Origin of the sequence: Cytobacillus praedii (assembly GCF_001439605.1) — a bacterium.
GTDB lineage: Bacteria > Bacillota > Bacilli > Bacillales > Cytobacillaceae > Cytobacillus > Cytobacillus praedii.
Window position 1 is genome coordinate 52,055 of the sequence record NZ_LMBX01000002.1, and the last position, 26,945, is coordinate 78,999.

The following is a 26,945-nucleotide window of genomic DNA, read 5'->3' on the forward strand; positions in this document are numbered from 1 at the left end:
TTATACCCTCAGGTTACTAGACGATTCGATATGATTGTCTTTTGATTTTCCTGTCTTCGCAGCTTTGTTTGCCATGGCAACAAACGGCAGATAAATGCAGACCGCAACTACAATTAGAACAACACTTAATACTGCTCCCTGCCAGGATTGGGTAACTAGGAAACCATTAATGACTGGCGGCGTTGTCCAAGGTGCAGCAATGGTTGCCGCTGGTACCAGCCCCACTTTTGTTGCAAAATAAGCAATAGAGACATTAACCATTGGCGTCAAAATAAACGGGATAAATAATACTGGATTCAATACGATTGGAAGCCCAAAAAGTAAAGGCTCATTAATATTAAAAAGACCTGGTCCAGCGGATAAATTTCCAACCGTGAGATAATGTTTATTTCTTCTCGCTATTATGAACATTGCGATAATTAATGAGATAGTTGTGCCTGATCCACCCATATTAACAAAGGCATCAAAAAATGGTTTATTAATAATATACGGAGCTACTTCTCCTGCAGAAAGTGCGGCAACGTTCGCATCAATTGCTGGAAGATTAATTGTTTGCATAAATGGATCAATGATGTTAGCCCCGTGAACACCAAAAGTCCAAAGGAATGCAGGGATGAATGCAAGAATCAATGCGGCAAGCCATGTATTCGTTAACCCCATAAATGGTTCTTGAACCGCTGTATAGAATGAACCTATAATATCTGGAATATTGAAGCCTGCTGAAATGATCGTACGAACTAATGCAAATGCAGCAATCGTGATCATTGCTGGCAGCAAAGCAGCGAATGACTTCGAAACAGCTGGAGGTACACTGTCAGGCATCTTAATCAATAAGCGGCGATTGCCTGATAATCGAGAAAATAGCTCTGAAGAAAGCAAAGCAATGATAATTGCAACAAATATACCACCGGTTCCTGTTGTCAGCCCTGATAGACCACCTTCTCCAAATGTTCCAAATGTCATATAACTTGCAAAACCAATTACACCTGCCGAAAGGCCGTCCTTGTCATAGCTTTTAGCTAAGTTATAAGCAATCGTGAAGGATAGCAAAAGGGAAATAATCCCGAATGTCGCTCCCCACATATTCCCTCCCCACTGTGTCCATGTTGCATGATCCCAAATGGAATCAAGGAGGTTCTGATACGCTTTAATGGGCAGGCTATTTATTAATACTGCAAAGGAACCAACAATTGTCAGTGGCATGATTGCAATAAAGCCATCACGAATAGCCACTAAATGACGCTGATTGCCTATTCGTGCTGCAACAGGTACAAACCTTCTTTCTAAAAAACCGAACATTCCCAACACTCCTTTTAAATTTTATATGGCTAACATCTAATTAGATGTTATTCCTTTTCCAATCTTTCATATAATTCAATTATTTCTTTTGCTAAATCACGAAAAGTAATTGAATTCATCAAATGATCCTGTGCATGAATTAACATCATCGACACTTCTACTTTTTCTCCTCGAGCTTCTTGTGTCAGCAATGCTGTTTGGGAATGATGTGCTTCTACAAGTGACTGATTAGCCAGCTCTATTTTTTCTTTAGCTGCGGCAATTTCTCCTTTTTTTGCAAGCTGTATGGCTTCCATACAATCGCTCTTTGTGTTTCCGCTATGCAGGATCAGTCCCATAATTGCTTGCATTAACTCTGACTCTTCCATCTTGTATCCACTCCTTATCCAATTAACCCGAGGGCATGCTTCAAGACATTAGCCCCATTCATCATTCCATAGTCTGCCATATTAATAACATCTATTGGAAAATGCTTATCTTTATATTTTGTTTCAAAAGAACTCTTTAAATAGCGTACTTGCGGCCCAAGTAAGAGCACATCTACATCTTTACTTCCTAGGTTTTTATCAACCTCACTTTCTGAGATCGCAAAAATATCAGCTTCTATATTTTGCTCCTCAGCTGCTTTTTGCATTTTTGTTACGAGTAAGCTTGTGCTCATTCCAGCTGCGCAAACTAACATAATACATTTCATATTAAAACGCCTCCCTTGTTTGTTGTAATCGCTTTCTTAGATTGAGAATATCATCTATTGGTATATACCACAATCTATTTTTCAGTATATTCATTCTATTATTCTTCTATGAAAAAATTGGACTAGCTGGTAAATGGCTGTAAATCCTTATCATAATGTGAACTGGTATAGTCCACAAAAAAAGATAAATTTTTTTTGTGATTCTAAAAATATTCATTAAAGACAGGAGGGCTGGTTGGAAGGGCCGACTTCCAGTTTTCCTCATCTTCTTTTCTTACCGGATGGTTCGTATAATGTAATGCCTCACTTACCGATAAATATCCTGTCATCATTGCGGATAATACAGTAATTGGCAAGGATAGAACACGCCGCCTTTCAATCAATCTATCTTTAACAATTTCTATCTCCCTATCTTTCGAGATGTGAAATAAACATTCATTCCAGGGGGCAAAAGGATCTTGAACCCTCAAATATAATGAATGCTCATAATGCTCCCATGCATACTTCTTAAGAAAAGCATATACATCAACAATCCTAATCATTACATCCTGCGTAATTTCTTTTTTAAATTGCGGCTGGACAAATTGAAAGCCAAAATGACTCGCAGCAGAAGTTGCCCCTTTAATGGCATGCACACTTGCCTGATGGGATGATATAAAATTCCAAAGGGACTGCTCAGCCTGAATTCCATCCGTAACAAAGTCCCTAATAAAAAATGTTAAATCCTTTATTTCATAGCGAATATAACCAGCTATAGAATCTCCTTTCGTATAATAAGCAAAATGGCTATCTGGCTCTCTTCTAGCAAGTCTCTGCCACCATGCAGCATCTCTCTGCATTCCTCCATTCGTCTTCAAGGCATGTTCATTATGAAATTGCTGGATCTTACTATAGCCTTCTTCATCCATCCATTCAAAGCTAAACCGTTTCATCCTATCTGACTGAATAGGAAATTGCGGGAAGGATTCTTTCGGTATCGTATAATGCAGTTTATCAAAAAATAGCTCCCAGCCAAAATGACGGTAAAACGAGACAGAAAAGGGGGCTAAGACAGATATAGCTTGATTATTTTTCCGCATTTCAGCTAACGATCTGACAATTAACTTCTTCATTATCCCTTCATTCCTATATTCTGGATAGGTTGCTACGAATCCCATCCCGCCCATTTTAAAATTGACTCCATGCACCGTGATATTTAATGGCAATATTAGGAGCTTTCCTATCAAATTCTCCTTATCATATGCACCTAGAACCGTACTATGCCGAACCCAATATTGAAAATCATCACGGCGTGCCCCCTTATATTTAGTAGGGAAGCAATAATCTCTTAATTGATGTGCCTGTTCTTCATCTTCTTGTGATACAAGCTTAATTTCTATTTCACTATTCAACCCATTTGCCCCTTTCGAAGCTGGAAACTCTAGCATTCCTCACCAATTCCTTCTGTGGTTATAACTTCTGTCACCCTGTTTATAGCTGCCCCCTCATCTTCCCCTTTAGCAGATATTGTGACAAGCGCTCCTGGAGAAATTCCTTGTGCCATCACACCCATGATTGATTTTAAGTTTACAGTTGTTTCATTATGAGTGAGCTGGACATCTGATAAAAAGGATGAGGCTGCCGTCACTAACAAGGTACAGGGTCTAGCATGAAGACCTTCCTGTGTCGTAATTTTAAATCTCTTTTCCATGTAAAAACCTCCTTTTTAATCATTATTCAAAATCAATGCGGTCTTTGTACTGATCAATGAGTGAAAGATTAGCCGATTGATTAGCTGATAGGTTTGCACTCTGAAAAACTGGCAATCTATCCATATCAAGAGACTCGATAACTTGGCTAAATAATGCATGCAAGATAGCAGACCCGATTACAGTAGATGCCGGCCCATACTGTACACCTTGAAGGCTTAGTATTCCATCACCAACTGGAATATGTGTGTTTAATACGAGGTCAACGACTTCTTCTAAACGGTATCCGCTTTCATGTCGTGTTAGCTGCTCCATGTATTCTAATGATTGAAGGGATATAACTGTAATCCCAGCTTCTTTCCCTAATAGGGCAACATCGATTGGAACAGGATTACATCCTGAGGTTGATATTACAATAAGAACATCCTTGTTCTTAAATTCAAAGGTCTCCAGATGATTTTTTATAAAAGCCGGATCCTTTTCATTTTTTGAAGATGTTAACGCACCATAATGAAGCATTAATGGTTCAATAGTGATTGGACGTATAGGAACTAGCCCGCCTGCTCGATAATAAGTATCCTGAGCCAATAGATGGGAATGGCCGCATCCAAATAATTGGAGAATTCCCCCGTTTTGAAAGCACTCTGCAATTATTTTTGAAGCGTTTTCAATTTGTCTTTGTTCCTGCTCGCTGACTATACTCAAGAGGCGCTGAATCTCTGTGAAATACGACTTCATACCCTTCACCTCTTAATTTCACTAATAAATTTATATCGATCAGCACGATACGTACTGCGTACCAATTCGAATGGAACACCATCCGTTAGAAAACTAGTTCTTTTAATAATGAGCACGGCTTGCGAAGTACTAATTTGTAAATATTTGCTGTCTTCCTTTGAAACAATTGCTGCCTCCATTTGCTGTATTGCATTGCCAATTTTTTGGTGCGATCTTGCCTCAATTAACGCATAGAGAGATCCCATTATTTTCTTTTCATCCAGTTCAGGAAAAATTTTCACTGGAATATATGTCCTTTCAATAGCCATCGGCTTTAGATCCGCATTGCGTATACGAATAACATGAAAAACATACTCATCCTCTTCTAGCTGCAGCTCTCTTCCTATATCAAACGGAGGAATGATTTTCTCAAAATTGATTAATTTACTGCTCGGTTCCATTCCTCTTGCTCTCATATCCTCTGTAAAACTAGTTAACCCATTTAAAGGCTGCTCCAGCTTCGGATTGGCAACATAAGTGCCTCTTCCCTTTTCCCGATATAAAAGTCCATTGTTCACAAGATTTGTTATGGATTGTCTTACCGTCATGCGGCTCACATTTAACTGTTCAGATAACTCTCGCTCAGAAGGGATATTTTCACCAATCTTAAATTCTTCTAGATAAATGCGCTGCTTAAGCAACTCCTCAATTTGGAGGTAGATGGGCACACGAGATTCTTTATCTATCAAGTCTTTCATTCCTTTCATTGCACTTCCTATTCATTGTCAAAAACAATGCTGCCCCTGCAGATTGTCTTTTGTACATGTAACGACTGATCCAAGATAACAATGTCAGCATCAAAGCCTTCCGCAATATAGCCTTTGTTTCGAAGCTGCAGCTGTTTAGCAGCGTTAGCAGATGTCATAGAGACAAGTTCCTGTAATGAACAATTTGTAGTCTTTTTGAAGTTGCGGACTGCTTGATCCATCGTGAGAACGCTCCCTGCTAACGCGCCGATTGAGAGATGCGCCCCATTTTCTGTGACAGAGACCGTTTGTCCTCCCAAATCATAGTCGCCATATGGGAGTCCTTTTGCCCGCATAGCATCTGTGATCAGGATGATGCCTGAAGCTCCTTTCAGTCGAAAAGCGAGATTTAAGGCATCTGCATGACTGTGCAAAAAGTCAGCAATCACCTCCGTCTTTACACGTTCTTCCAGCAGTGCCGCCCCAACTACGCCTGGTTCACGGTGATGGAAAGGGCGCATTCCATTAAATAAATGCGTTGCTTGCTTTGCTCCCAATCCAACTGCCCTTTCCACTTCTTCTGCAGTTGCATCTGAGTGGCCGATTGAAACAAGAAGCCCCATCTTACAGCATGCTTCTACAAATTCCAATCCATTCCGAACCTCTGGTGCAATCGTTACCTGCTTAATCCGATAGCCGCTTAGCTCTTGCCATCTATTAAACTGTTCAATTGATGGCTCAATAATATGCTCCATGGGCTGGGCACCGGCCCATCTTCTTGATATAAAAGGACCTTCAACATGGATGCCTAGCAGCTCAGCTTCATCCGGATTACTCTTATAATGACTGATATTTTCTAACGCAGCCTCAATGACAGGGATCGATTGTGTCATCGTCGTTGCTAAAAAGCCAGTCGTTCCTTCCTTGACTAAAGAACGTGCCATGCCACGAAGTGACACTACTGTCGCATCCATCGTGTCATATCCTTCAGACCCATGAATATGCATATCGATAAACCCCGGAAATACTATCCACCCTTTTGAGGAACCATCCAGAAATTCATTTGCATCAACGTGAATGTCCTTACCTATTTTTTCAATCTTGCCATCCTTAAGAAAAATACTGCCAACAAATTCTGTTTGATCATAGTTTACAATTGTGACATTCGAAATGAGAATCTTTCTTTCCATTTAAACAGCTCCTAAAAAGGCTAAAATAGAAAAAGATATTCTTTAGCCTTCGATGTCTTAACCTTCCTTAATTTCAATTAATTGGTATAGTTGTCTATACCAATTATAGAGTACATTTATAAAAAAGAAAAGTCTAAATTTTTAATCTTTTTTATCTTTTTTTTTTGAAAGTGTATATTGGATTGGGTGTTAATGGTTATAATGAGGTTGTATTATACTGATTATTTTAGAGGAGTGGTGAAATTGGCAGTAGAAGTTTACTTGACTTTTAATGGAAATTGCCGTGAAGCAGTAGAATATTACGCTGAGGTTTTCGGGACAGAGAAACCGCAGATTATGGCCTTTGGCGATTCAAAGCCAAACCCAGAATATCCGCTTCCAGAGGAAGCAAAAGATTTAGTCATGCATGCACGCTTAACGATCAGCGGGAGCACGGTTATGTTCTCCGACACGTTTCCTGGATCGCCTTTCACCCAGGGAAATAACATTACCCTTGCCATTGTCAGCAAGGACATCAATGAAATTAAATCGGTATTTAATAAATTGAAAGAAGGCGGGACTATCGGCATGGAGCTCCAAGAAACATTTTGGAGCAAATGCTATGGTCAATTAACTGATAAATTTGGCATTGGATGGCAATTAAGCCATGACAGTGGAGAAACTGGCATGTAATCTTAGAAAAGCGCAAGCGCCTTGACCATCGCCGTACAAACTGGAAGGACCGCGACTGAGATAAAGGAAACACGTTGAGCGGGAGCGAACCGATGTTGACTTATCGTAGGGAGGGGGCCTGAAGTTTGTTAGGCGATAGGCGCTGGAGCTAGACATATCGAAAAACGCAAGCGCCTCAGTCATCGACGTACAAACCGGAAGGACCGGTTCTTTCGGTAAAGGAAACACGTTAAGCAATAGCGAACCGATGTTGACGCAATCGTTGCGGAGGGGACCTGAAGTTTGATAGGCGATAGGCGCTGAAGCTAGTCAACTCTCTAACCCTAAAGGGTATACTTTCTGATATAGAAAAAAGGAAATAGTACCTCTCTCATAGAGATTCTATTTCCTTTTTTATTTCTTATACATTTTTGTTCAACCTACTATTTGGATTTTTCACCTGAAGCAATCCCTTTATAGATGGCCATATGCCAATAAGTAAGAATAGGAGTCCGGCAAAAAGAGAGAGCATAATCCAAAATGTCATGCCAAAACCAATTAGATCGTAAGCTCCTTCATAATAAGTTACATCTGGCGTATTGATATAAGCAGACATTAGTGCAGCGGTTATATGTTTTGCTGCGTACAAAAAAGCAGCAATTGCGATAAAAAAGCAGCCAAGAGCAGCCATCCCCTTTTTCACCTGAATTCACCTCGCCTAACATTTCCATTTTCAAATGTACTGTTATTATACAGGAAAGAAAAAGATAAAAGTGAATTCTTCAAGCTTTTAGTGCTTTTTCCTTATACAGCTTCTACTTTACGCTTTGGCTCTTCCCTTTTGAGCTCTGGATACACCCTTCTTATCACTGCTGGTCTAGCGAGCCAAAGGACCACTCCGATAAGAAGAGCAGCTGATATGATTAATATCCATTGAGCTGGCAGCACATCGTATAAGAAACCATACAAAACCATTCCCAATGGCATGAGAGCCATTGCCATCGTTTCAAATAAAGAAAAAACACGTCCTTTATAATCATCATCTATTTGTTTTTGCATCATTACTTGCAATGGAGTATTAACAAGAATAATGATTGTACCGAAACTGAACATCAGCACCACATAATAAGCAAAAATCGGAATATCAGATAGTGAAATCATTAGTGGAATAGAAATACCTGACAAAATGGCTCCCATTCCTAAAATCCCCCTTTTTGAGACAAGAAGTGGAAATTTCACTTCTTTCCTTACTGAAAAATAGAGTGACATGAGGAGCATTCCTACTGCAAATGCACCTTGTGTAAGCCCAAAATGCTGTGAAGTCATTTTTAACTTTTCAATTAGAATATAGGAATAGCCAACCTCAAATGCACCTAAAAGGAAATTAACAAGAAGTGCAATCCAGATGACGATGATTAGTAATGGCTGCAATTTCAAATAATTGAATCCAGCTTTCATGCTTTGCCACATCGGCTCTTTCTTCTCCCCTTCGACTTTTCCTTTCCTTTTTGCGAACAGTTTGAAGTTCATTGTTGATTCAAGAACGATAGCTATACTAGAGGCAATCATATAGATAATGAGGAATACCGGCATTGAAACAGCACCGAATAAAAGTCCCCCTACCGCTGGGCTGCCTATTGAGGCAAAAGAAATAGACATTTGGTTTAAGGACATGGCTTTCTGTATTCTTGCTTCATCTACAAGTCCTGTAATGGATGAGGAAAAAGTAACACCGGAAAAAGTCGATGTAATGGATAATATACATGTAGTTATATAAATGGCAGCAAGAGACAGACCTGAATATAAGCTCACAATCAGGAGTCCTCCAATTGCAATCGTTGTTGCAATCTGTGAGCAAATGATAATTGCCTTTCGAGAATAATTATCTGCCACATACCCGACAAATGGTGCGGCGATTGTTCGAGGCAGCAAGCTGCAAATAAGGTTTGCGGCAAAGTTCGTCGCAGATCCAGTCATTTGCAGAATATAAAAACTAATTGCAAATGAATACACATTCGCCCCGAACGTTGAAATCAGTTTACTAATCGTAAATGTCCATAAATGATAGGTTGCCTTTTTTAGTTTCAGTGCATCTTCCACAATAACACACCTTCCAAAATGTTTAATTTAATTAAACAAATCATAACATCCCCCCTCTTCCTTTTCAATAAAAAGTTTAATATAATTAAACTAACTTTCAAAACAGGAGTGTATTTAAACCATGTTAGGTGAACGCATACGTAAATTACGAAAACAAAAGAAAATGACATTAGAAGCGTTAGCAGGTGACGCACTCACAAAAGGCATGCTAAGTCTCATTGAGAATAATAAGGCAAATCCATCTATGGATAGCCTATCCTATATCGCACAGCAATTAGGTGTGGAGGTAACTGACTTATTAGAGGAAGTCAGTTCGCAGGAATTGCGGGAGATTCTTGAACAGGCTGAAAAGATTTATAATCAAGATTTTGAAGAAGTGAATGATCAATATAAGCAGCTCATTGCCCTCATTGAGCCTTATTCAAGCAGACTTGCCAACGGATACGAATCAGCACGCTTATTAGATATTTACAGCCGCTCACTTTACTATGAAAAAAGGGATGGATGGCAGGAATTATTAGAAAAAGCTGCACAAATCTATGATCAGATGAACCTCACTTCACGAAGGGCATCACTTGGTGTTTTTCGTTCGGTTGAGAAATTCTTTGCACATGACTATACCGAATCATTACACATCCATTTAAGTGAACGCCGTAAAATTGAAACTACTCATGCTTATATTGATCCAATGACGAGGTTGTTGTTAGATTATCATGAAGCAGCATTATTCTTTGCAATCGGTGACACAGAATCTGCCACACGGGTGATGGATGAAGCAATAACCTTTTCAAAAGAGAATCGAATATTTTACTTAATTGATGATTTATACCGGCTTGCTGCTGGATATGCAATGATGTCGAAAAACGTTGAAGAGAGAGAATATTACATTCGGAAGCTGAATCAATATGAAGAATTTACTGATGACAACAATTCAAAATGGTTTGTCGATCTCATACATATTGAATCACTTCTTACCGAACAGCATGAATATGCTAAAGCGATTAATATTATTGATACAGCACTTGCAAACGAGAAAAAACCAGATTACTATCAGCCATATTTCTTAGTTGAAAAAGGACGAGCATTATTTGGACTTGGTCATTTTTCCGAGGCCCTTCATTGTTTCAAGGAGATCAAGATCCCTTCTAATATTCATCACCCGTTTGATTTATCCATTTTTTATATTGCCGACGTTTTTATTGCTCTTTGCCATTTAGAACAGAACAATTTGAATGCTGCTATTCAATCTGCAGAAAAGGCAATGGAAAATTACAACCCGCTGCCAAATACATTGTATAAAGAATTCTGCATTAGTACCTATCAAAATATAAAAGTAAAAAAACAAGCAGAAGAGTAACATTCTCTTCTGCTTGTTTCACTCATATATCCGACTGCTTGTTATGCTGAGGAAGCGGGATACTAACGGTAACCAGTGTCCCTTTATTTATCTCTGAATCAACGATAATTTCCCCATTATGCACCCCAGCAATTTGCATAGCAATACTCATTCCTAATCCAGACCCCTCTACTCGTTCATCAGTATTGGTTCCTCGATAATAACGATTAAATAAGTTTTTTCTTGTCTCCTCATCCATGCCGATGCCGTTATCTTTAACCATAATCATGAGCTGGCCGTTCTGACTATCTTCTTCTATAATGATCTTAATACTGGTTCCAGGCGGGTTATGAATAATCGCATTATATAGTAAATTATCTATCATTCTCTCAAACCAGCGTTTGGCTATTTGAAGAGATAAACTATGATTTAATGGAAGAAACGATAGCTGATAGTCTGCTAATGTCATATCCTCCTTGAACTTACTTACAATGCTTGATAACAGCTGATTCACTTCAATCAACTGAAAATCAACAAGCGAAGCGTTATTCTTTAATCGAAAGCTTAGAGAGAAGTCCTCAATAAGGCTTAGCATATAGGCACTTTTTTCGCCAATTGTTTTCCCTATATCTTCAAGCTCTTGTTTGGACCAATCATACTGTCCGCTTTCCAATAGCGTTCCATAGCCTTGCATCGTCGTTAAAGGGGTACGCAGGTCATGGGAGATGCCAGTCATCCATTCCTCCCTTGTTTTCTCAAGCTGCTCCCTCTCCTTTGTTGATGCATCTAATTTTTCTGCCATCGCATAAAATGCTTGAAAAACCTCAGCATATAATCGATATTTCAGCCGGACCTTCCCGTTTTTCCGGAAAATAAGTTTCTTTTCCTTATCTGTTAATACCTCATTGTACTTGCCCGTCCCCATCCGGCTAAGCCAGCTAGTAAAAATAAAAAGCGGATTCCCATAACGGAAGCCATTCCAAAAGGAGATAATAATGGTAATCACAAGAACGATTACTCCAGATGCAGCAAACGCAATAATAATGTCTTTCAGTGAATCGAACTTGATCTCCTGCTTATTTTCATTCGGTGTGTAGAGAACCCATAATGCTTGCGTTTGCGGATCCTTCACTATCGCTGTTTTCATCGAATAAATATCAGGAGCCATCTTTCTGACAAATACATCTAGCGGAAGCTCTTCATCAAGATCTAACGGGCTGCCAAATGACTGGACTAAATTTTCATTTGCATCATAAATTTTTATCAATCCATCAACCGATAATAGTTTATCCTCCACCTGTTTCAAATGTGCTTTCGGAACCATGCCTTCCTTACCGTATTCAGCAACAATTTGCTGCAGCAATTTACGCGCTTCATCTTCATATCCTAAAATGAATAAATAAGGCTCTTCATACAGAGTTTCTAGATAGAAGCAGAGGGAATAGCCTTGGAGCTCGTTTGTTTCCTGCATTTTATGTAAATCATGCTCGCTGTATTGATTCGGAATCGCTTCTGGAACATTGCCTGATTCAATGACTTCCCCTTTATGATTAATGATTTGCACCCAGATTCCATCCCCAGCAAAATCCTTATCCCAGCCATCAAGCATAGTAATTTCTTTCATAGAATTTCCAGTATTCATCGAAATACTTTCAATTTTCGTCTGATAGTAGTTGTACTTAGATTCATCCTTCGTTATCCAAATAACTGCAATAAATAAAATAAAAAAGAATAGAATAATAATCGCAACTGCCAGCGAAATAAATTGTAAGGAGAAATGGAGGAATAGACGCCTTCTTAAACGCTTCATAATTGGTTTCCTTTTACTAGTTTATATCCAAGGCCCCTGACAGTGAGCAGCAGTTTAGGATTGCTCGGATCTTCTTCAATCCGTTCTCTAATTCTTCTAATATGAACAGAAACTGTATTATCATCAACATAATGTTCAAATCCCCATACCGCTTCTAGCAGGCTTGCTTTAGAAAGCACGATATTCGGATGTTTGCAAAAATAAAGCAGCAGCAAATACACTTGTGTAGGGCATGCGACCGGTCTTCCATTAACGATTAATTCTCCGGCACTCTCATCTAATATAAATCGTCCAAAATCATATAGTTTTGTGGCCGCAGATGCAGGTTGTGCCTTTGAAGCAGGCTCCCTTCTAAGATATGCTTTTATTCTTGCTGCGATTTCAAGCGGATTAAATGGCTTTGTGACATAATCATCCCCGCCTGTTGCAAACCCGGTTAGCACATCAAGATCAGAAATCTTGGCTGTTAGAAATAAAATATAAGCATTCGTTTTCTCACGGATTTTCGGACAGAGCTCAAATCCGCTGCAATCTGGCAGCATAACATCGAGAATAATAATATCGATGTTTTGCTTCTCTACAATTTCAAGTGCCTCACTGCCTGAATGGGCTCTATAAATATGCTGAAATCCTTCCTTTTTCAACATTAACTCCAGCATTTTCACGATTGCTTTTTCATCATCTACAATTAAGATGTTCTTTGTTTCCATGTGTATCCACCTCCCCCATATCGTAGCATAGCAACTTTACGAACAGTTGAACGAAATGGAAAAAATTTATCTAATAGTAAAGTTTTGTTCATTGTCTTGAAAGCTGAAAAAAGTAGAGTAGGAGTATACAGATACGTATAAAGGAGAAGGTATGATGAAACAAAGATTAGGAATAATTGATGGAATTAGAGGATTTAGTTTAATAGGTATTTTAATGGCGAATATGCTTATTTTTCAATATGGGATATGGGGAATGGATGAACTTGAACATTTTAAGTTATTTGCTGGTGATGAAGCGGCAAATATCTGGCTAAAGATTTTTGTCGAAGGCAGCTTTATGCCAATTTTCATGTTCCTGTTTGGCTATTCTATGATCAAAATGAAGGAAAAGCTAGAAGAGAATGGCGGGAAGGTGAAGCGGCATTTCGCCCGCCGCTTTTTCCTTCTAATTGGTCTCGGGTTATTGCACTCCACTTTTGTTTGGGAAGGCGATATCTTATTTTCATACGGATGTTTAGGCTTAATTATGATGATCTTCTTAAACCGCAAGCCAAAAACAATCTTCATTTGGGCTGTTACTTTGCTCATTTTAACATCGCTCATCGGGTTTGGAAATATGATGGAAACACCAGAAGAAGCTGAAAGAATAGACTCGTACGTACAAAAGGCAAATCTAATTTATGCAGATGGCAGCTATTCTGACATTAAAGATTTTCGGAATAGCGGAGAAGATCCGCTTGGCCTTCCTCCTGCTGCCTATTTATTTATCATTTTATTAACACCGTTTATGCTATGCCCATTATTTTTGTTTGGAATGTATGCAGCAAAGATGAACTGGTTTACCCAGCCAAACGAAGAACGAAAGCGGTATGTACGTTTGGCAAGTATACTCGTCCCTATCGGCTTGCTTCTAAAGAGCATTCCATATTTACTGCCAAATACCGTTTGGGCAGGTGTGGCAGAAATTTTGGGAGCCCCATTATTAGCAATTGGTTATATATTTGCTTTTGCCCTTCTATATGCAAAGGGAGTAAATCCAGTCTTTCTAAAGCTGTTTGAAAATGTTGGACGTTTATCCATGACCAACTATTTGCTTCAAAGCATTATTTGTACAACAATCTTTTATGGATACGGGATTGGATTGTTTGGTCAAATCGGTGTACTTAATGGAATTTTATTAGCCATTTCCATTTACGGTCTTCAAGTCATCTCCAGCCATTTCTATTTAAAGATTTGGAAGGTAGGTCCTTTTGAAAAGCTGATGAGAATTGGAACATATTTAAAATGGAGCGGGAATTCGAAGAAGAAGACAGGAACAGCAGTTGCTGCTAACGTTCAAATAGAAAAGCAGGCTTAATCATTGGAGAAGATATCCCATCAGCTTTTGGAGGGATCTTCTCTTTTATTTAAATAAATTGCTGCAATAACAGGATTTCTTGAAGGATTTCATCTATCAGCGTAATGAATTGAAGGGTAATTGGCGCATTTTTCTGCGGCATATCACTAGTTTTTAAAATCAAATACCCCTTTTCTACGGGAATAGAAATGACAGATAAATAAAGGAAGGGGGCTGCAAAGCCACCTTCCTTATGATTTTCCAGGATTTTGTTCGTTTTTATGGATCATTACTTGGTGCGGGTATGGGATATCAATGCCATTTTCATCAAAAGCAGCTTTGATTGCCTTACGAATATCGCGCTCCACTGCCCATTGTTCTCCATTCTCTGTTTTGGCGATCACACGCAATACAACATCGGAAGCACCTAATGCCTGAACACCAATGACATTCGGACCTTCCACAATGACAGGATTATCTGCAGCCATCTGATCACAAACTGCCTGAGTCACTTCAATCACATGATCAATGTCTTCATCATAAGCAATTCCAATATCCACAAGCGCACGCATATTTCCGCGAGAATGATTTCTGACAGTCATAATATCTCTGTTCGGGATATAATTTAATGTTCCATCGAAGCTTCGAAGCTGCGTTGTTCGTAAGCCTACCGCTTCTACAATCCCATCGATATTGCCAATTGTTACGTAATCATTTACGTCTAATTGTTTTTCTAATAACAAGAAAAAGCCTGTAACAACATCACTAACAAGTCCTTGCGCTCCAAAACCGATCGCAAGTCCAACCACACCTGCTCCGGCAATTAAACTTGCAACAGGTAAGCCAAATGCATTAAATAATGAAGCAGCAAGAATGAAGATTAAGCTATACGATAAAATATTTTCAGCTAGCCTATGCAGTGTTAATGCACGGCCTTCTGAAATATTTTTCCGCTTGCTCATGTTAAGAAACGTCCGGTCTAAAACCTTTCTGCCAATTTTCTTAACGATTACAAAAGCGATTAATATTCCGATAACCTCCAGAGCTTTTACTCCGGCATCTATTAGCAAACTTTCCCAATCAAAAGTCTTATAATTAAACAAACTGATTCATCCTTCCCTTTCATGCTTTTTCACATAGTTTATCTTAAAGGGTAAGTCCTTATCATTCAATTATTAATTATTAGGACGGTGTAAAATAGTAAATTTGCAGCCCTTTTTACTAAAAATATGGTATTTCTTGAAAACCTATTCGTGTAGTATAGAAAATGTATAGTTTATCTTGCTATCCTATTTAGTACAGCCACTCCCCATCCCATAGAAGTAAAAATAAAATGATAAAGGAACCTATTACAGAGAATGATGAAATCAATAAAAAGGAATAAATGGATCGCGCTTATTATCATTTTCGTTATTTTCATTACTGCTTTTCGCTTAAGCTGGATGACCTTCTTAACTACACTTGATTATGAAGACAATCCAAAGGTTGAACAAGGCGTGCTTGATTTACGCGGGATAAAGTTTACCACTGCCCAAACACTTACACTAAATGGAGAGTGGGAGTTTTACCCCTCCACTTTTCTGCCGCCCGGACAACAAAATGATGAAGTTGATGACAAAAATAAAAAATTTCTGAATGTCCCTGGAAACTGGAACGATGCATTCCCTAAGGTACATAATTCTTCTTTTTACTTTGGTACATATAAATTGCGGATCCTGCTTGATGACCAAAGTTATCAAGTTTACGCGCTAAGATTAGATTATATTTATAATGCTTCTGCAGTATACGTGAATGGTCCATTAATCGGACAAACTGGAAAGCCCGCCACAAATCTCGAAAACCATTATGGCAATAACATTCCCTACACTGTTACATTTAAACCTGACCATAATGAAATTGAACTAGTCATCCATGTTTCTAGCAACGCCAAAAAAGGCGGGTTGCTTAAACCGCTTCGCTTAGGAACAATAGAAGCAATTAATCTAAGAACCTTTCTTTCAATTGGATTACAGCTGCTGCTATGTGTTGTTTTTCTATTACATAGTGTATATGCACTCATTGCAAATTTTATTGGGTCCAGGCCAAACAAAGGATTGCTTTACTTCTCTATCTTGCTTTTATTTGCCCTTCTCAGTGTACTAGTGTCTGATGAGAAATTATTATTTAAATGGGTTTCGCTTGAATACGAATGGTCATTAAAGATCATTTATTTTGCCTATATAGGTGTAAGTGCCTTTATTCCATTGGTTATCAATAGCCTATATCCTTTAAAAAATAAAAATTGGATCGTACGTGGGCATTCCTATTTTTGTATACTCTATTCCTTTTTTGTTCTGCTAGCAGAACCTAAGTACATTATCATGACTTCTAAAGTACTGCTTAGCTCAGCTTTAGTTCTCTCAATCGTCGTTTCAATCGCAACAATCATGCTGCAAAAGACACAAAAAAATAACGAAGAACTCATTTTTTTGCTGCTTGGATGTATAAGCGTTGGTGTAAATGTTCTTTGGACAATTACGGCACCGATCAACCTGCATTATCCTTTTGATCTCATTTTTGCTGTTCTTGCTTTTACCGCTTTTTGGTTTAAACGTTATTTCTTAATAACTACAAAGGCTGAGAAGCTGGCTAATAAGCTTCAGCTTGAAGATAAACGGAAGGATGAGTTTTTAGTTAATACATCTCATGAACTGAGAAATCCTTTGCATGGGATAACGAATATCATTCAAACTATCCTGGAAGATAAAGTGACTCCCCCAAGCAAAGGGCATAAAAAGCGCTTAGAAATATTGATGGATGTAAGTAAACGAATGTCAATAATGCTGAACGATTTACTTGATGTGTCAAGATTGAAAGAAAGAACTCTTCAATTAAATATAGAAAAAATTAATATTCACGCCATCATAGCAGGTGTACTGGATCTGACAAAACTGATGGCTGATGGAAAAGCCATACAGTTTCATGTGGATGTCCCCCATTCATTTCCAGCTATTAGGGCCGATGAGAATCGATTGATTCAAATTCTATTTAATTTAATTCATAACGCAATCAAGTATACGGATGAAGGAACGATTTCTATTCGTGCTGAATTGAACAATGGCTTAGCCTATATTCATATAGAAGATACTGGAATTGGAATTGAGGAAAAGGCATTGCAAAAAATTTTCCTCCCTTATGAACAAGCAGCAGAAAACTCCACTAGAGCGAGTGGCGGATTTGGGCTTGGATTAAGCATTTGCAAGTTATTAGTAGAATTACATGAAGGGTCACTAACTGTTCGTTCAACCCTTGGGGAAGGATCAATATTTACTTTCACACTGCCAATCATAGATGATATATTTTTCGAAAAAGAAATAAATCATTTCGCGTATATAAATGACCCAAAAGAATTAGCTGCCGCAACAATCGAACAGCCTGAACGAGTTCAGCCAGCTCATAAAAAGATAAATACTTCCAAAATAAAAGCAAAAATTTTGGCTGTCGATGATGATCCAGTTAATTTACATGTCCTCAAGCAAATTCTTGAAGTAGAAGATTACGAGATTATTGCAGTGACAAATGCACAACAGGCTTTGGCTAAACTTAAAGAAGGGCTATACGATCTAGTTATTTCTGACGTAATGATGCCTCAAATCTCAGGTTTTGAATTAACACGTCGAATCAGGGAAAGATTTTCTCTCTCCGAACTGCCTGTTCTGCTATTAACAGCACGCGTCCGCTCAGAGGACATATTAACTGGCTTTCAAGCAGGGGCAAGTGATTATGTAATGAAGCCTGTTAATGCTTCCGAATTAAAAGTACGGGTGCGATCATTAACAGAATTAAAATTATCCATCGAAGAACAGCTGCGTACAGAGGGAGCTTGGCTGCAATCACAAATCCAGCCGCATTTTCTCTTTAATACGCTTAATTCAATTGCAGCTCTTGGGATGATGGATATTTCGAAAATGCAGGAGCTTTTAGAAGAATTTAGTAATTATTTGCGCTTAAGCTTTGATTTTGAAAACACGAGCCCGTTCGTAACCTTAGAGCATGAACTTTCTCTCGTTCACTCCTATTTATTTATCGAACACGCACGGTTTGGTGAACGGCTAAATGTACAATGGGATGTGGATACTGCTATTCCTATCTTTTTACCCCCTTTAACCATACAGCCGCTAGTTGAAAATGCCGTGAAACATGGGATTTTACAGCGCACAAACGGTGGGACAATTACCATTCGAATAAAAAAACAGCCGAGTTATGTTGAAATATCCATTGAGGATGATGGAATAGGTATGAGCGAAGAAAAGCTGGAGCAGCTTTTTGCAACAGAAAACAGAACTCAGGAAAGAATCGGTGTGGGAATACGAAACACAGATCGCCGATTAAAGCAGCTTTATGGAGAAGGGCTAAGCATTCAAAGTAAGCCTAATCACGGTACGATTATTGCCTTTCGTATACCTAATGAAAAGGAATGAACCTCTATGGTTCATTCCTTTGTTTATTCTTCCAATTTAGCTTGAATATATTCATTGCTTAATCAAAAGGAATCTATTTTACAGTTAAAGTTCTCCCAAACTTCTTTTTCTGTGATTGATGGGCAGCTATTTCAAATTGTCCTCTCCTAACACTAATTGTTGAAGGGAGTAATTTTTCTTCTACAGTAAATTTAGCCATAGCAAAACTAAGGTGCCGTTCAAAATATATTCTTATTTTACTTTTCAATAGAAAATAAATAGAATAATTAGACAAAATGGTTTTTTTATAGTTAGATATAACTAATTTAAGAAAAAGGAGGAGTTGGAAATGTACAGAAATATTTTAAGACATCCAGGACCTACACCCATACCTAAGAAAGTACAATTAGCAATGGCTCAAGATATATATAGCCATCGCAGTTCTAATTTCGTTGAACTATATCGTGAAATAAATGAACGAGTTAAACCACTGTTTGGAACGAAGCAAGATATTTTATTATTGCCATCTGGTGGAACTGCTGCATTAGAGGCTGCCGCAGTTAATGCTGTTTCACCAGGAGAAGATGTGGTTGTTATTACTGTCGGAGCATTTGGTGATTATTTCGTGGGAATTTGCGAGGCATATGGATTTAACGTACATAAGCTTGCGATTGAATGGGGAGAGGCCTGTACGGAAGAAATACTAGCAGAGTTCCTCATGCCTTTGAGTAATATTAAGGCGGTCTTTTGTACATATAACGAAACATCTACCGGCATTCTCAATCCGATTAACCAATTAGCAAGGGTTGTTCATTCACAGACAAATGCATTATTTATTGTAGATGGAGTCAGTTGTATTGGCGGTGCACCAGCGGAAATGGACAATTGGGGGATTGATATTTTAGTAACTGGATCACAAAAAGCAATGATGCTTCCACCTGGTCTTTCCCTTTTAAGTATCAGTGATCGAGCATGGAAGGCTATTGAGGAAAATAAGACACCTTCCTATTATTTAAACCTTTTAAGCTATCGTCATTGGGCAGAAAATGGCATGACGCCAAATACACCAGCGATTACACTCATATATGGTCTATCAGCTGTTTGTGACTTAATTGAAGAAGAAGGCTATGAGCAAACAATTGCTCGGCACGCTCTCATGAGAGATATGGTCCGGGCAGCGATGAGATCTTTAAATATCGGTCTTCTCACTAGTGATGAATTCGCTTCACCAACAATCACGACAATTCTTACTCCGGAAGGATTGGATCTTGGCAATTATCTAGGCTACTTAAAAAAAGAATACCATCTGGATTTTGCTGGAGGTCTGGGTCCTTTACAAGGGAAGGTTTTTAGATTTGGCCATATGGGCTATTGCTTTCCAAGTGATATTCTTGAAGCAGTTTCTATAATGGAAGCGGGACTACAGGATTTCAACTATTCGTTCGATCCTGGTGCAGGTATCACTGCAGCACAAAAGGTATTTTTAAATAGAAAATAAATTGCAATGAATTAGGAAGAAATACTGAAATTTAAGTTCGTGTTTTCTTCTGTTTTCGTTGTGAAGCAAAATCGCCTCCATGTCTGCCTAATCTTTAAGTTGTCTATACTTTGTTTAACCTTCTTCAATTATAAAGAAAGAAAAAAACAAACCAACCAAGAAAAGAATGAACATTTTTACTTCTTCCTTGGTTGGTTAACACCTTTTTCAACATCACCGCAAAAAATTAGTTCCTCCATAAGGATTGGTATAATTAGAAACTAACTCTCCTAATATAATAAATTCATAATAGTACTTTATAAGACTATCCTAAAATGTCATAAAAAACATGATCAAATCTCAATGCAAGCAAGCTCCCAAATGGCCAGTTTTTTTATCTATCTATTTTATCTCATTAAAAAAGCTCTGAACAAGTTCATTAAACTTTTCACTATGCTCCCAAAACATCATATGTCCTCCAAGCACTTCAATCTTTGCATTCGGAATTACTTGTTTCGTATAGTTAATTGCACTTTCTGCCCAATGTTCCGCAACAACTAGGAGAGCAGGCACAATTTGACTTGCTTTTTTTGCTTCTTCCCGATAATCAGAAAACATCCCTGAAGAAAATAAATTACTTGCAATATAATAAGGAGTTTTTAACGATTGCTCCACTAGCCATGTTAATTCATCTTCCTCAAGATCTCTTTGCACCATCACTTGAGTGATGTAATTTTTAATAAATTCCCTCTGTCCGCTAGAATTTCGTAAATACGTATTATAAATTGCTGCTATATCATCCAATGGCCCTTCAACCCAATCATCCTTATTCATTGATAAGGATTTAGGCGGCATATCAATGAATACTAATGATTTTATTTGGTCTATTCCAGATTGCTTTATATACTCCCAAACTGTTAAGCAGCCAAAGGACCACCCAACAAGGCTAGTATTTTTCACATCTAAAGCTTGAAGTACTTTAGTTAAATCAGATCCATGGGTTATATAATCATTCCCGTGAATAGACATTGTCGATCTTCCATGACTCCTAGGATCTATAACAATCACACGATTCGTTTTTGAAAAATACTTTATTTGTTTAGAAAAGACCTCAGTTGTAAATGTAAAACCTGGGATAAATACTATAGGCTCTCCACTTCCAGCTTCTTGAACAAACAATTCAATACCGGAATCCACTTCAATATACTTTCCTGCCAGCATCGACATCCCCCTCCACCTCATAACCTCTTTTTGATACAACTATATTCGGACATATACCATTTCATTCCCTGGGACAGGTCACCCCAATAAAAATGAAAATCCGAGCCTCGACAGTGAGACTCGGATTTAAACTTATATTGATTGTATTTTCTTTATTTAATTGAATAGGTGTTTCTATTAAAATGGGTTCGTTCCAATAAGTGTGGCTGTCTTCACATAAATTCGCGGATGCAATTTTAATTGTGACACAACAAATTCCGCAATGTCTTCTGGCTGCATATATTTTTCTTCATTTCCGTTAATTAAATTGCTTTGTACAGCAAGTTCAGTAGCAACTGTGCTTGGAGCCAATGCAGTTACACGAATGTTGTTTCTGCGGACTTCCTGAGCCAACGATTCAGTTAAACCAATCAGCCCAAATTTAGATGCGCTATAGGCACTTGATGTAGCAGCCCCATTTAGTCCATTCGTAGAAGAAATATTTATAATGTCCCCGCCATTTTTTTCAATTAATTGCGGAAGAACCGCACGTGTAACATAATATGGCCCCATTAAATTAACATCAATCGTTCTCTTCCACTCTTCTGGATCCATATCTAATAGAGACGCAAATTTCCCTGTCCCAGCATTATTTACAAGAATATCAGCTGTACCAAGCTGGCTTGTCAATTGTTTAACTGCTTGTTCAACCTGATCCATTGATGAAACATCGACAGCTGCATATGCCGCTTTAGCTCCTAAGCTTTCAACTTCACTTACTACCTCTTTCAAGGCATCCTCAGTTCTAGCAAGCAAACCAACATTAACCCCTTCTTTTGCTAACGCAGTTGCTATTGCTCGGCCAATCCCTCTGCCTGCACCTGTTACAATTGCTACTTTTCCTTTTAATGATTGTGACAATATAAACGTCCCCTTTCCAGTATATCTTGCTCTTCTATTTCAACATTCATTACAGAAGAAGATTTATACATTTTATTCCTTCCTATATATGTAATCAAGTAAGTTGCTTTTGGGACAAGTAAATTAGACCTCTTTGCAAAATTTCAAAGGAGAATGTGAGCTGCTGTAATGTGTAATTAACGGTAAGCCCTTTACTCTTACAATCATGGAGGAAAGTGCTCTTGATAGTAACTATCGAAAAATATATGGATGTATGATGGAAATTAGAATAATCAAGTTTCTTAAATATCTGTTCCGTATGGATATTCAAGAACAATCTTCAATAAAAGCGGGCATTTCTAATGTATGGATCTGTGCTTTTTTGCCTGAAAGGGCCATTTAACTGTATAAGTTTTCAATTTTACATTGTCGTTTAGATGAAGTTATTTATTGATATTTTTCTTGACCTAGTGCTTACTCCAAGTAATATTCTGTAATTACTATTGGGGACACAGAAAGGAAGAATTAAATGAAGGAACAGAGTAAAGTAGTATTGATTACAGGGGCTAACTCTGGTGTTGGATTGGAACTGACAAAGAAAACAAAATGGACATCGAATATACGATGAAGAAGTATAGAGATTATGGAACTGATCATTTGCCTGAAGAAAACAGGCGTGTCATTAAATGAAATGAAAAATATTTTGCAATTGCCTATAAAAGAAAAACTTAGTTCTGTTCCCAAATTAAAAAGAACTCTATTGAATTATAAAGAAAAAGTTATATCTCAAATACATGAACTTCAACGAATTGTGGACTTTATAGATGCTAAGCTGAAAAAAGTCGAAACTCTATTTAGGCAACAATAAAAGGTTTTAAAATCAAATAAATAATTAACCTTTTAAACCTCAAAAAAAGCCTATTCACATATTGAGAATAGGCTCCTATTTCATTCTTTTTCCGTCAAAATGTTATTGCACCGTATATCCACCGTCTACGAGCAAGCTTGCTCCAGTTACAAATGAGGCATCATCACTTGCTAAGAACAATACTGCTTTGGCAATTTCTTCTGGTCTACCAAGTCTGCCAATTGGGTGCAGAGAAGCAAGATATTCCTTCACTTTCGGATCAACCCCACCGATTAACGGTGTATCAATATAGCCTGGACAAACAGCATTCACACGAATTCCATGCTTTGAATAGGCAGCGCTCAAATTCTGCGTTAACAGCTTAACTCCACCCTTTGCAGCTGAATAGGCCGTTACATTTGGTAAACTCACATGACTATGAATAGAGCCAGCATTAACAATTGCCCCGCCTGTCCCTTGTTTAAGCATTTGTTCAATCGCATATTTATCAGAAAGAAATACACCTGACAGATTAATATCAATCGTTCTCTTCCATTGCTCATAAGATAGCTCATGTGCGATTGCATCATTAGCAATCCCCGCATTCGCATACATAATATCAAGCTTTCCGTATTTATCGACAGCTGCAGAAATCATATGTTTTACTTCGTCTTCTTTTGTTACATCTGTTTTGACAAACAAAGTATCATACCCGTTTGCATTCAGTTCCTTAGAAAGTTCTTGTCCGCGATCAGAATAATCGGCAATGACTACTTTTGCACCTTCTTCAGCAAATAAACGAACGGTTGCCTCACCAATTCCACTTGCTCCGCCTGTAATAATCGCCACTTTATTTTCTAGTCTCATCATGTGTCACTCCAATATAAAATTCTTAAGATTTTCCAATTATCTTGCTGTTGCTCCACCATCAATGACAAATTCTGCCCCTGTTGAAAAGGCGGACTCATCTGAAGCAAGGAATAGAACCATATTAGCTACATCCTTCACAGCCCCTAGTCGTCCCAAAGGGAATAGATCTTTCCCTAGTTGATCTTTTGAGTTTCCTGTTACTTGGGATGCATAGTCTGCCATACCAGTATCAATATACCCTGGATGAATCGAATTTACTCTAACTCCAGCTGCAGCATACTCCATAGCCGCATCCTTCGTCATCATACGGACAGCTCCTTTACTTGCCCCATATAACACATGGCCAGGAGCTCCTGTTAAACCGGCAATAGATGACGCATTAATGACAGATCCTTTTTTGTTTATTGCTATTAATGGCATAATATGTTTCATCCCTAAGAATACGCCTGTTACATTAATAGACATGAGACGATTCCATTCCTCTAATTCAATTTCAGCAAGCGGTTTAATCATATAAATCCCTGCATTATTGAACAGGACATCCACTTTCCCAAAGCGCTTAATGGTTTCTTCAGCAACTAGTTTCCAATCCTCTTCCTTACTTACATCATGACGGATAAATAGAGCTTCTCCTCCGTTTTCCTTTATTTCATTTACTGCTAGTTGTCCAGATTCTTGGTTTATATCAGTGATAACAATTTTGGCTCCTTCTTTTGCGAATAACAATGCGGTTTCTTTGCCAATCCCTGTTCCACCGCCAGTAATAATGGCTACTTTATTATCAAGTCTCATTGGTATCACCTTTCCTTTTCTTCATTTTATTAAATCCACTGCTAATCACTTCATTCTCTTTAATAAGTGGACTTAAATGATCTATTCATGAAAGAGTCACTGTTGTTATAATTCAATTTTACTACTGCCGCTTTGAATTACTATCCTCCATATTGCTGTATAATACATAGAAGATTATCCTTCATCTATAGGGTTAAATTGTTTTAAGGAGAATGAATTTGTATGAAGCAGCATTCCCATGACTATGAAGAAATAGATTTTGAACAATTCATCATCTTTATTAAAAGTCATAGCAAGCAAATTAGAGAAAATATTACGATATACAAAAACCTAGAGCCTACTATTATTGAAGAAGATCGAATACTAATTGGTACACTGCTAGACTCTTTTATATATTTTTTGTCTCAATCAGATATTGAAGATATCAGCAATAATTATGAGGATCATTTAGATACTTGGCTGCAATCACAAATAACTATTTTGAACACAAGAATTTTTAATTATTTTTTCTTTATTTTTGAAAAATCAGTCCTTACTTTAATGGCAAATCTAAAACAGCATAACCGCAATATTCCCATTCTAATGTTTCTATCATCCGTTTTTTCCCATCTGTTTCACAGCTATAGCAAACGTAGTGATACTGAAACGGAACGTACATTTTCTAAAAAGGCAGAGGAAAACGAAGAACTTAGAAGACTATATTTACTAGATCAATTGAACGAGATTCTAATCAGTACTTCAGGCAGTAATAATCTTGCACATATTCTAAAAAAATGCGAGGATATCTTTCACTATAAAAGATGTGTATTTTACGCCTACATTCCTTGGTCCAATCAATTTTACGGGGTCATTGGATCTGAACTAACAAAGGTTCAAAGCATGAGAGGACAGCTTAATAAACAGAATACTTTTTTTAATATGAAGGGGCCAATATTTCTTAAAAATCCTCATAATTATGTAAGGGAGGAACATATCAAGCTGTTCAATCTCTCTTCAGTTATTTTTGTTCCTATATTTAATCAGCAGCAATTATTAGGCTGGTTAACATTTGATCAGTTAGGGGAAGAATTTGATTGTTCGAAGGAAGAGTTAATCTTACTCGAACAGGCCGGAAAACGGATTGGACTATACCTTTCAAGAAATCATGATGAAGGAAATAGACTAGCAGATATTCAATTGACTGAACGAGAAACAATGATCCTAGACCTTCTTGCCGATGGGTATGACAACAAAAAAATGGGAGAATTATTGCATTTAAGTGAACACACCGTCAGAGACTATATTAGCAGCCTTATGACAAAGCTACATGCCAAAAATCGCACACAAGTCGTTGCCTCCGCTTTCCGTCTCGGTCTAATCGAATAAAACATCCGTTTTCCCAGATGGCTCGTAGACACTATCCTCATGAAGAAGAATTTCAGCCAATTCCTCATGTTTTGAATAAAAAGGAGAGTGATCTGTATTCAATGTAAACACCTTTTTACATGGTAAAGCATGATACATATCCTGCTGGCACTCATTCGTGATAGCTCTGTCTTGGAGACATTCAATATAATAACGAGGAATTTTTCCATATCTTTCGTCTGTTAGGAATAATCTCTCCGAAAAAACGGCTGATGGCTGTGATGTTATACGAGACACTGCATTTTCAATATCTTTCTGATCACAGCTTCCGTAGAAAATATCTATCAGTTTGTCAGATTTTAAATTAAAGGCAGTACCTTCATTGCAAGGAATTAAGTTAGGTGCAATCAAGGATTCCTTATCTGTTCTAATAATATCCAGCATCGCTTCCCCATCTTTAAGCATGTAAGCTGTAACATAAATAAGTGATTTGATTTTTTCTGGATGACGTTCTGCTGCTTGAGAGATTGCAATCCCTCCCATGCTGTGCCCAACAAGGATGACAGGCTCATTTGCTTTATCAATCACACTTATTACAGAATCTGTATATCTTTGCAAATTTATAGATACATCGTGTGTTTTCTCTGAATCTATTCCGGGTAAATCCACTGTCAAGACAAGATGCCCCTGTTTCTCTAGTAATGGTATGACTCTTTCCCAGCACCATGAGCCATGCCATGCACCATGTACAAATACGTATGTTGCCATTAAGTTCACATCTTCCCTTATATATGATCTA

General features: G+C 37.9%; 25 protein-coding genes. 7 read left to right on the forward strand and 18 right to left on the reverse strand.

The window, feature by feature from the left end; genetic code table 11:
• From ASU02_RS02255 to nagA, 8 genes are all read right to left on the reverse strand, one after another.
• Positions 1 to 1,308 carry a PTS sugar transporter subunit IIC gene (locus ASU02_RS02255; RefSeq protein WP_408607251.1) on the reverse strand — a complete coding sequence of 436 codons (1,308 nt, stop codon included), beginning with the start codon at positions 1,306 to 1,308 and terminating at the stop codon, positions 1 to 3.
• Between the two features lie 38 nt (positions 1,309 to 1,346).
• A complete protein-coding gene (locus tag ASU02_RS02260) occupies positions 1,347 to 1,667 on the reverse strand; it encodes a PTS lactose/cellobiose transporter subunit IIA (RefSeq protein WP_053478918.1) in 321 nt (106 codons plus the stop codon).
• 14 nt (positions 1,668 to 1,681) lie between these two features.
• Positions 1,682 to 1,993, reverse strand: coding sequence for a PTS sugar transporter subunit IIB (locus ASU02_RS02265; protein WP_057760559.1), 312 nt, complete (start codon positions 1,991 to 1,993; stop codon positions 1,682 to 1,684).
• A gap of 203 nt (positions 1,994 to 2,196) precedes the next feature.
• Positions 2,197 to 3,420, reverse strand: coding sequence for a GNAT family N-acetyltransferase (locus tag ASU02_RS02270; RefSeq protein WP_232426128.1), 1,224 nt, complete (start codon positions 3,418 to 3,420; stop codon positions 2,197 to 2,199).
• Entirely contained in the window at positions 3,414 to 3,683 is a 270-nt protein-coding gene (locus ASU02_RS02275; protein WP_057760562.1) for an HPr family phosphocarrier protein, read from the reverse strand. Before ASU02_RS02275 ends, ASU02_RS02270 begins: the two co-directional genes overlap by 7 nt.
• A gap of 22 nt (positions 3,684 to 3,705) precedes the next feature.
• The gene (locus ASU02_RS02280) at positions 3,706 to 4,419 is read right to left on the reverse strand and encodes a sugar isomerase domain-containing protein (protein WP_057760564.1); all 714 of its coding nucleotides are present in this window, start codon (positions 4,417 to 4,419) and stop codon (positions 3,706 to 3,708) included.
• 5 nt (positions 4,420 to 4,424) lie between these two features.
• Complete coding sequence (locus tag ASU02_RS02285; RefSeq protein ID WP_408607252.1) at positions 4,425 to 5,165, reverse strand: GntR family transcriptional regulator; 741 nt, start codon at positions 5,163 to 5,165, stop codon at positions 4,425 to 4,427.
• 8 nt (positions 5,166 to 5,173) lie between these two features.
• On the reverse strand, positions 5,174 to 6,334 hold the full coding sequence (gene nagA, locus ASU02_RS02290) for an N-acetylglucosamine-6-phosphate deacetylase (protein ID WP_057760565.1): 1,161 nt from the start codon (positions 6,332 to 6,334) through the stop codon (positions 5,174 to 5,176).
• A gap of 243 nt (positions 6,335 to 6,577) precedes the next feature.
• On the opposite strand from nagA, the gene ASU02_RS02295 reads away from it, so the two are divergent.
• Complete coding sequence (locus tag ASU02_RS02295) at positions 6,578 to 7,006, forward strand: VOC family protein (protein WP_057760567.1); 429 nt, start codon at positions 6,578 to 6,580, stop codon at positions 7,004 to 7,006.
• Positions 7,007 to 7,406: 400 nt separating this feature from the next.
• On the opposite strand, the gene ASU02_RS02300 is transcribed toward ASU02_RS02295, so the two are convergent.
• Together ASU02_RS02300 and ASU02_RS02305 are read right to left on the reverse strand one after the other, a co-directional pair.
• Positions 7,407 to 7,688, reverse strand: coding sequence for a hypothetical protein (locus ASU02_RS02300; RefSeq protein ID WP_057760569.1), 282 nt, complete (start codon positions 7,686 to 7,688; stop codon positions 7,407 to 7,409).
• A gap of 101 nt (positions 7,689 to 7,789) precedes the next feature.
• Positions 7,790 to 9,085 (reverse strand): MFS transporter, encoded by a 1,296-nt coding sequence (locus ASU02_RS02305; protein WP_057760572.1) that lies wholly within the window; start codon positions 9,083 to 9,085, stop codon positions 7,790 to 7,792.
• Positions 9,086 to 9,206: 121 nt separating this feature from the next.
• On the opposite strand from ASU02_RS02305, the gene ASU02_RS02310 reads away from it, so the two are divergent.
• On the forward strand, positions 9,207 to 10,442 hold the full coding sequence (locus tag ASU02_RS02310; protein ID WP_057760574.1) for a helix-turn-helix domain-containing protein: 1,236 nt from the start codon (positions 9,207 to 9,209) through the stop codon (positions 10,440 to 10,442).
• 22 nt (positions 10,443 to 10,464) lie between these two features.
• On the opposite strand, the gene ASU02_RS02315 is transcribed toward ASU02_RS02310, so the two are convergent.
• Together ASU02_RS02315 and ASU02_RS02320 are read right to left on the reverse strand one after the other, a co-directional pair.
• Positions 10,465 to 12,231: a sensor histidine kinase gene (locus tag ASU02_RS02315; RefSeq protein WP_057760577.1), complete on the reverse strand. Its 1,767-nt coding sequence runs from the start codon at positions 12,229 to 12,231 to the stop codon at positions 10,465 to 10,467.
• A complete protein-coding gene (locus tag ASU02_RS02320) occupies positions 12,228 to 12,941 on the reverse strand; it encodes a response regulator transcription factor (protein ID WP_057760578.1) in 714 nt (237 codons plus the stop codon). The genes ASU02_RS02315 and ASU02_RS02320 overlap by 4 nt, the downstream gene beginning before the upstream one ends.
• 151 nt (positions 12,942 to 13,092) lie before the next feature.
• On the opposite strand from ASU02_RS02320, the gene ASU02_RS02325 reads away from it, so the two are divergent.
• Positions 13,093 to 14,298, forward strand: coding sequence for a DUF418 domain-containing protein (locus tag ASU02_RS02325; RefSeq protein WP_057760580.1), 1,206 nt, complete (start codon positions 13,093 to 13,095; stop codon positions 14,296 to 14,298).
• 230 nt (positions 14,299 to 14,528) lie between these two features.
• On the opposite strand, the gene ASU02_RS02330 is transcribed toward ASU02_RS02325, so the two are convergent.
• Complete coding sequence (locus ASU02_RS02330) at positions 14,529 to 15,380, reverse strand: mechanosensitive ion channel family protein (RefSeq protein WP_057760582.1); 852 nt, start codon at positions 15,378 to 15,380, stop codon at positions 14,529 to 14,531.
• Positions 15,381 to 15,635: 255 nt separating this feature from the next.
• Between ASU02_RS02330 and ASU02_RS02335 the strand changes: the two genes are divergently transcribed.
• Positions 15,636 to 18,737 (forward strand): ATP-binding protein, encoded by a 3,102-nt coding sequence (locus tag ASU02_RS02335; RefSeq protein WP_232426130.1) that lies wholly within the window; start codon positions 15,636 to 15,638, stop codon positions 18,735 to 18,737.
• Positions 18,738 to 19,065: 328 nt separating this feature from the next.
• A complete protein-coding gene (locus ASU02_RS02340) occupies positions 19,066 to 20,214 on the forward strand; it encodes a pyridoxal-phosphate-dependent aminotransferase family protein (protein WP_057760584.1) in 1,149 nt (382 codons plus the stop codon).
• A 381-nt stretch (positions 20,215 to 20,595) separates the two neighbouring features.
• Here the strand turns inward: ASU02_RS02340 and ASU02_RS02345 are convergent, their stop codons facing one another.
• On the reverse strand, positions 20,596 to 21,414 hold the full coding sequence (locus tag ASU02_RS02345) for an alpha/beta fold hydrolase (RefSeq protein ID WP_332307610.1): 819 nt from the start codon (positions 21,412 to 21,414) through the stop codon (positions 20,596 to 20,598).
• Positions 21,415 to 21,591: 177 nt separating this feature from the next.
• The gene (locus ASU02_RS02350) at positions 21,592 to 22,314 is read right to left on the reverse strand and encodes a 3-ketoacyl-ACP reductase (protein ID WP_057760588.1); all 723 of its coding nucleotides are present in this window, start codon (positions 22,312 to 22,314) and stop codon (positions 21,592 to 21,594) included.
• Between the two features lie 622 nt (positions 22,315 to 22,936).
• On the opposite strand from ASU02_RS02350, the gene ASU02_RS02355 reads away from it, so the two are divergent.
• Positions 22,937 to 23,161 carry a MerR family transcriptional regulator gene (locus tag ASU02_RS02355; RefSeq protein WP_057760591.1) on the forward strand — a complete coding sequence of 75 codons (225 nt, stop codon included), beginning with the start codon at positions 22,937 to 22,939 and terminating at the stop codon, positions 23,159 to 23,161.
• A 102-nt stretch (positions 23,162 to 23,263) separates the two neighbouring features.
• Here the strand turns inward: ASU02_RS02355 and ASU02_RS02360 are convergent, their stop codons facing one another.
• Complete coding sequence (locus ASU02_RS02360) at positions 23,264 to 24,007, reverse strand: SDR family NAD(P)-dependent oxidoreductase (RefSeq protein ID WP_057760593.1); 744 nt, start codon at positions 24,005 to 24,007, stop codon at positions 23,264 to 23,266.
• 39 nt (positions 24,008 to 24,046) lie between these two features.
• On the reverse strand, positions 24,047 to 24,802 hold the full coding sequence (locus ASU02_RS02365) for an SDR family NAD(P)-dependent oxidoreductase (protein ID WP_057760595.1): 756 nt from the start codon (positions 24,800 to 24,802) through the stop codon (positions 24,047 to 24,049).
• Positions 24,803 to 25,024: 222 nt separating this feature from the next.
• Here ASU02_RS02365 and ASU02_RS02370 point away from each other — a divergent pair, with 222 nt between their 5' ends.
• Positions 25,025 to 26,167, forward strand: a complete 1,143-nt coding sequence (locus ASU02_RS02370; RefSeq protein ID WP_057760597.1) for a LuxR C-terminal-related transcriptional regulator — start codon at positions 25,025 to 25,027, stop codon at positions 26,165 to 26,167.
• Here the strand turns inward: ASU02_RS02370 and ASU02_RS02375 are convergent.
• A complete protein-coding gene (locus tag ASU02_RS02375) occupies positions 26,156 to 26,914 on the reverse strand; it encodes an alpha/beta fold hydrolase (protein WP_057760599.1) in 759 nt (252 codons plus the stop codon). The genes ASU02_RS02370 and ASU02_RS02375 overlap by 12 nt on opposite strands.
• Between the last annotated feature and the right edge of the window lie 31 nt (positions 26,915 to 26,945).

Bases quoted from the DNA above. Each gene is read 5' to 3' on its own strand.
- ASU02_RS02260 (WP_053478918.1), bottom strand. From the start codon at position 1,667: ATGGAAGAGTCAGAGTTAATGCAAGCAATTATGGGACTGATCCTGCAT.
- ASU02_RS02265 (WP_057760559.1), bottom strand. From the start codon at position 1,993: ATGAAATGTATTATGTTAGTTTGCGCAGCTGGAATGAGCACAAGCTTA.
- ASU02_RS02270 (WP_232426128.1), bottom strand. From the start codon at position 3,420: ATGCTAGAGTTTCCAGCTTCGAAAGGGGCAAATGGGTTGAATAGTGAA.
- ASU02_RS02275 (WP_057760562.1), bottom strand. From the start codon at position 3,683: ATGGAAAAGAGATTTAAAATTACGACACAGGAAGGTCTTCATGCTAGA.
- ASU02_RS02280 (WP_057760564.1), bottom strand. From the start codon at position 4,419: ATGAAGTCGTATTTCACAGAGATTCAGCGCCTCTTGAGTATAGTCAGC.
- ASU02_RS02285 (WP_408607252.1), bottom strand. From the start codon at position 5,165: ATGAAAGGAATGAAAGACTTGATAGATAAAGAATCTCGTGTGCCCATC.
- nagA (WP_057760565.1), bottom strand. From the start codon at position 6,334: ATGGAAAGAAAGATTCTCATTTCGAATGTCACAATTGTAAACTATGAT.
- ASU02_RS02310 (WP_057760574.1), top strand. From the start codon at position 9,207: ATGTTAGGTGAACGCATACGTAAATTACGAAAACAAAAGAAAATGACA.
- ASU02_RS02315 (WP_057760577.1), bottom strand. From the start codon at position 12,231: ATGAAGCGTTTAAGAAGGCGTCTATTCCTCCATTTCTCCTTACAATTT.
- ASU02_RS02320 (WP_057760578.1), bottom strand. From the start codon at position 12,941: ATGGAAACAAAGAACATCTTAATTGTAGATGATGAAAAAGCAATCGTG.
- ASU02_RS02325 (WP_057760580.1), top strand. From the start codon at position 13,093: ATGATGAAACAAAGATTAGGAATAATTGATGGAATTAGAGGATTTAGT.
- ASU02_RS02335 (WP_232426130.1), top strand. From the start codon at position 15,636: ATGATGAAATCAATAAAAAGGAATAAATGGATCGCGCTTATTATCATT.
- ASU02_RS02340 (WP_057760584.1), top strand. From the start codon at position 19,066: ATGTACAGAAATATTTTAAGACATCCAGGACCTACACCCATACCTAAG.
- ASU02_RS02345 (WP_332307610.1), bottom strand. From the start codon at position 21,414: ATGCTGGCAGGAAAGTATATTGAAGTGGATTCCGGTATTGAATTGTTT.
- ASU02_RS02355 (WP_057760591.1), top strand. From the start codon at position 22,937: ATGGAACTGATCATTTGCCTGAAGAAAACAGGCGTGTCATTAAATGAA.
- ASU02_RS02360 (WP_057760593.1), bottom strand. From the start codon at position 24,007: ATGAGACTAGAAAATAAAGTGGCGATTATTACAGGCGGAGCAAGTGGA.
- ASU02_RS02365 (WP_057760595.1), bottom strand. From the start codon at position 24,802: ATGAGACTTGATAATAAAGTAGCCATTATTACTGGCGGTGGAACAGGG.
- ASU02_RS02370 (WP_057760597.1), top strand. From the start codon at position 25,025: ATGAAGCAGCATTCCCATGACTATGAAGAAATAGATTTTGAACAATTC.
- ASU02_RS02375 (WP_057760599.1), bottom strand. From the start codon at position 26,914: ATGGCAACATACGTATTTGTACATGGTGCATGGCATGGCTCATGGTGC.